We start from the raw sequence: 4,005 nt of genomic DNA on the forward strand, positions 1-4,005 counted from the left end.
CTGAGCCCGTAGAGGACTTTCACCTCCTAGATCAACGCCATGCTCGGCGCACAAAGCAAAAGGGGCATCATTTCGATGCCCCTTTCAGTTTCCACGATACTTGGTTAAACGCTTTCGCCATCAGTGATGCGATAGCCCATATCCACTACCGTTTCCGTAACTGGCTCACCTTTCAATCGGGCAAGCAGTAGCTCGGCACTTTTCTTACCTATTTCATAACGTGGCGTATCCACGCTAGTCAGTTTTGGGCGTATGGTTTGACCAATATCTAACGCGTTATAGCCCACCACAGATAGCTGTTGCGGCACTTGGATTCCACGTTGCTGGGCAATGAGCAAGGTACCTATCGCGATGTCATCATTGGTGCAGAACACGCCATCTAGATCTGGGTAATCCGCAAGAGCGCGATCAAGCAGATCTTCAGCCAAAGAGAAGTTAGAGTGCTGTTCAGTCAACACGTGTTTAGGCTCTAATCCAGCCTCATACATCGCTTTGTCATAGCCTTGCAAACGCAACTTGGTTCGCGCATCCAATCGAGCGCCAAAGTAAGCAATAGAGCGTTTACCAGCTTCAATCATTCGCTTCACGACATGGTAAGAAGCATCAATATGGTCCAAGCCAACAACCATATCGATCGGATTGGTTGGGAGTTCCATCGTTTCAACAACAGAAACACCTGAATTCTTGATCATCTGTAACGTGCGGGGGGTGTGGTGGCTTTCCGTCAATATCAACCCATCAACTTGATACGAAAGCAGCGAAGCAATCTTTTCCTCTTCTTCCACAGCATCATAGCTAAAGTGAGCAAGCAACGTCTCGTAGCCATTCTCTTTAGTAACCGTTTCGATACCTTGAACAAACGCGGCAAAAATTTGGTTTGATAACGAAGGGAGCAAGATACCGATCGCTTTACTCGACGATTTAGAGAGCATAGCTGGCGCTTTGTTTTCGATGTATCCCATCTCTTCAATAACCGCTGCAATTTTAACGCGAGTTTTGGCTGCGACTGAATCGGGATTGCGCATGTAACGAGAGACGGTCATCTTTGTGACCCCCACTTTGTCTGCAACATCTTGAAGTGTGGTTCGAGTTTTCTTCTGCTGTTCTGTCATAACTATTTGAACTCTTTATTATGTTACAAGTAACATTATAAAGTTCTCACCGCCTTAAGTTCAACCCATTCGTTGTCATCGACACATAGTATTGAAATCGTTCTACCATCGGCAAATTAGTTTGGCGTTAACGAAAGGTTGGTATCACGCATGCTTGATGAAAGCTTGGCTTAACTGCCGAAAGAGTGAGTCTACGTTGGGTAGAGTTGTCAGATGTGCGGACAACGGAGTATGAACTTGCGCGTCCACCACGGTTGGATTGCCACAAACTTGATTATAAAAATTTACGGGTGCAACGATGTTCTCTAGGTCGACATCCAACAAGATACAAGCTTGCGAAAGTACGATTTGGCCGCCCCCTTGTTTAAGCAAAACACGCTGCGCCGTGCCCACTATTTTTTGTTTATTGATATTGAGGTTGTAGTCACCATCACAATAAGAACCGGGAGTCGCGTGTACATCCACATCGATGCCCAGTTCTTTAAAAAACAGGGTTAAGACATTGCACAGATGTAGATACGCTTTTTGGATGTTGTAGGCTTCATCACGAGGCCAATGGTAAATGTGCGATAAGTTAATGATCCCCGGCAGTTGGGGAACGGGAGCGCCACCTGTTTTACGCGAGGTGAGTTGCCAACCTTGTGCCGCGAGTTGCTTACTAGATTCTACCGTCACTGGCCACTTTTTACCTGCGGGCAAAACGAGTGTCGGCGTTTTTGCTTGCCACAGCATTAAGGCTTGTCCAATCTCACCCGCCTGAATTTGCTGCAATAATTCAGCTTCTTTTTCAAACGCACGATTAACATCAATGTGCGGGTAACGTACGAGTTTATTCGTTAACTTCAATGCACTTTCCTCTACAGATTGTGGTGACTTAGTATTTAGCGTTCTGCAATGGTTGATGAGATATGGGACTATGTGCGATGAAACATAGCACCAAAAGTTAGTTATTAGCGCCATAGTAGCTTGTCAGTTGCCCATCTCAAAGGTGAGTGCTAACATTTGTACACACACCAATAAAGGAATACATCATGGACACTAGAATTCAATTTCGTGTTGATGAAGAAACAAAACGCCTAGCTCAACAGATGGCTGAGAGCCAAGGTCGCACACTGAGTGGTGCTTGCCGTGAGCTTACTGAGCAACTCGCTGAGCAACAAAGACAGACATTATCTCACGATGCATGGCTAACTGAACAAGTAAACCTAGCATTTGAGAAGTTTGACTCAGGAGAATCCGTTTTCGTTGAACACCAAACTGCTAAATCTCGAATGGAAGAACGCAAAGCCAGAATACGTAATCGAGGTAAGCAATGATTTTATGGGAAGAAGAATCACTCAATGATCGTGAAAGGATCTTTGAGTTTATCTATGACTTCAACCCTGATGCGGCAGAAAACGCTGACAACCTCATTGAAACAAAAGTAGAAAACTTGCTTGAGCAGCCTCTAATGGGTGTACAGAGAGACGGCATTCGTGGGCGATTACTTATAATTCCTGAGATTTCAATGATCGTCTCCTATTGGATCGAAGGCGACATTATCCGAATTATGCGCGTACTCCACCAGAAACAAAAGTTCCCAATGGATTGATTACTTCCTCTGGGCAACTAGCCCAATTAAGGGGTGAACAACGCCTCCACCCAACCTAAAGTATTGTGCCATAAACACTAAATTTGAAGTAGAAGAAAAATGCCAAGCGTTGTGAATCCATCTTAAATTGCTTGTTATAACACAATTGCTACACGTCACTTTCCGTTAGTATCTGACGACAATTTCGTACTGTGAGGACGCGAATTTCATGGCTAAGGCTATATATGATGCGATAGTGACCAAACAAAATTTCACGGTAATTGGTATGAGGCAGCTCAGGAACCATTCGCCCCATGTCAGGCATACTTGAGAGTAAATCAGTTTTATCAAAAACCTCATTAACCCAGTTTTCTGCCGCCACTGGATTATCCAGTGAAATAAACTCGGCTGCATCACCTAACTTTTGTAATGCTAGTGGTGACCAGACTACTTTCATTTCTTAATGCGCCCCAATACTTGAGCACGAGCGTCTTCATTGGAAACACCTAAACCTGAAGCTAATTGTGCTTCAGCAGTACGCATTTCTTCCAGTAACTCGATCTTCTCTTGCATTGCTTCATATTCTGCAACATCAAGGACAACCGCAACACCCTTACCACGTTGTGTGATAACTAGTGGTCTGCGAGTTTCGTTAATCTGTTTAATAAATGACGTCACGCCAGCACGAAATTCAGACAAAGGCTGAATATCTTGATCAAAATGGATGCGGCTCATGTTGAACTCCCTATGGTACAATTTAATGTACAAACAATAGTTCAAATAGCAATTTTGAGCAATAGCCTGATTTTGTGTTATAGCCCTGTTAAGGTGTGAGCAACGCAATACCGATGCTACCGTATACCGCCTTAAACACTGAACGCAACGCATAATAAAAATGCCACGCGTTGCGAATCACTCTTAAATTGCTTGTTAGAACGTTACTCAAAGCTGTCGAGGTCGATCTTATATTTTGTTAAAACCTCTTGCATTTGCAGCTTTTTCTGCCCCGCTGAAACAGCCATAACTTTTGCTGTTACATCCGATATTTCACCTTTTGTAATACCTGCCTTTTTTGCCTCTAGCAAATAGTAACGTGTACACGGTAAACAATTCATAGCCATAGCCGCTGATAAACCGACTAACAGTTCGGTCTTAGTATCAAGATGCTCATTTTCGTGGGTTGAGTGATAAAATTCCTCATAACCTTTTTGATGTTTCCCTAGCATACATACTCCTTGTAAGTTCTAACGAATGACATGGATTCCCCCTACCGAGGATCTGCCACACTTATGTGGTACTTAAATGCATCGGAGGCACCATGTC

Annotated in this window: 7 protein-coding genes; 2 read left to right on the top strand and 5 right to left on the bottom strand. The window is 43.9% G+C overall.

The annotated features are described in order from the left end of the window. Positions 1-104: 104 nt before the first annotated feature. Complete coding sequence (locus tag AB6D58_RS24140) at positions 105-1,112, bottom strand: LacI family DNA-binding transcriptional regulator (RefSeq protein ID WP_017059450.1); 1,008 nt, start codon at positions 1,110-1,112, stop codon at positions 105-107. Between the two features lie 144 nt (positions 1,113-1,256). Next, positions 1,257-1,958, bottom strand: a complete 702-nt coding sequence (locus tag AB6D58_RS24145; protein WP_372158769.1) for a biotin/lipoate A/B protein ligase family protein — start codon at positions 1,956-1,958, stop codon at positions 1,257-1,259. A 185-nt stretch (positions 1,959-2,143) separates the two neighbouring features. Between AB6D58_RS24145 and AB6D58_RS24150 the strand changes: the two genes are divergently transcribed. Next, the gene (locus AB6D58_RS24150; RefSeq protein ID WP_017059448.1) at positions 2,144-2,428 is read left to right on the top strand and encodes a hypothetical protein; all 285 of its coding nucleotides are present in this window, start codon (positions 2,144-2,146) and stop codon (positions 2,426-2,428) included. Continuing rightward, a complete protein-coding gene (locus tag AB6D58_RS24155) occupies positions 2,425-2,703 on the top strand; it encodes a type II toxin-antitoxin system mRNA interferase toxin, RelE/StbE family (RefSeq protein ID WP_017059447.1) in 279 nt (92 codons plus the stop codon). Before AB6D58_RS24150 ends, AB6D58_RS24155 begins: the two co-directional genes overlap by 4 nt. A gap of 148 nt (positions 2,704-2,851) precedes the next feature. Here the strand turns inward: AB6D58_RS24155 and AB6D58_RS24160 are convergent, their stop codons facing one another. The 3 genes from AB6D58_RS24160 to AB6D58_RS24170 form a co-directional block, all read right to left on the bottom strand. After that, on the bottom strand, positions 2,852-3,139 hold the full coding sequence (locus AB6D58_RS24160; protein ID WP_017064044.1) for a type II toxin-antitoxin system RelE/ParE family toxin: 288 nt from the start codon (positions 3,137-3,139) through the stop codon (positions 2,852-2,854). Next, entirely contained in the window at positions 3,136-3,417 is a 282-nt protein-coding gene (locus tag AB6D58_RS24165) for a type II toxin-antitoxin system Phd/YefM family antitoxin (protein ID WP_011080399.1), read from the bottom strand. Before AB6D58_RS24165 ends, AB6D58_RS24160 begins: the two co-directional genes overlap by 4 nt. Before the next feature lie 203 nt (positions 3,418-3,620). Further along, positions 3,621-3,908: a carboxymuconolactone decarboxylase family protein gene (locus tag AB6D58_RS24170; RefSeq protein WP_017034940.1), complete on the bottom strand. Its 288-nt coding sequence runs from the start codon at positions 3,906-3,908 to the stop codon at positions 3,621-3,623. Positions 3,909-4,005: the final 97 nt, after the last annotated feature.

The organism is Vibrio sp. 10N.239.312.D08 (genome assembly GCF_041466145.1).
GTDB classification, from domain to species: domain Bacteria; phylum Pseudomonadota; class Gammaproteobacteria; order Enterobacterales; family Vibrionaceae; genus Vibrio; species Vibrio crassostreae_C.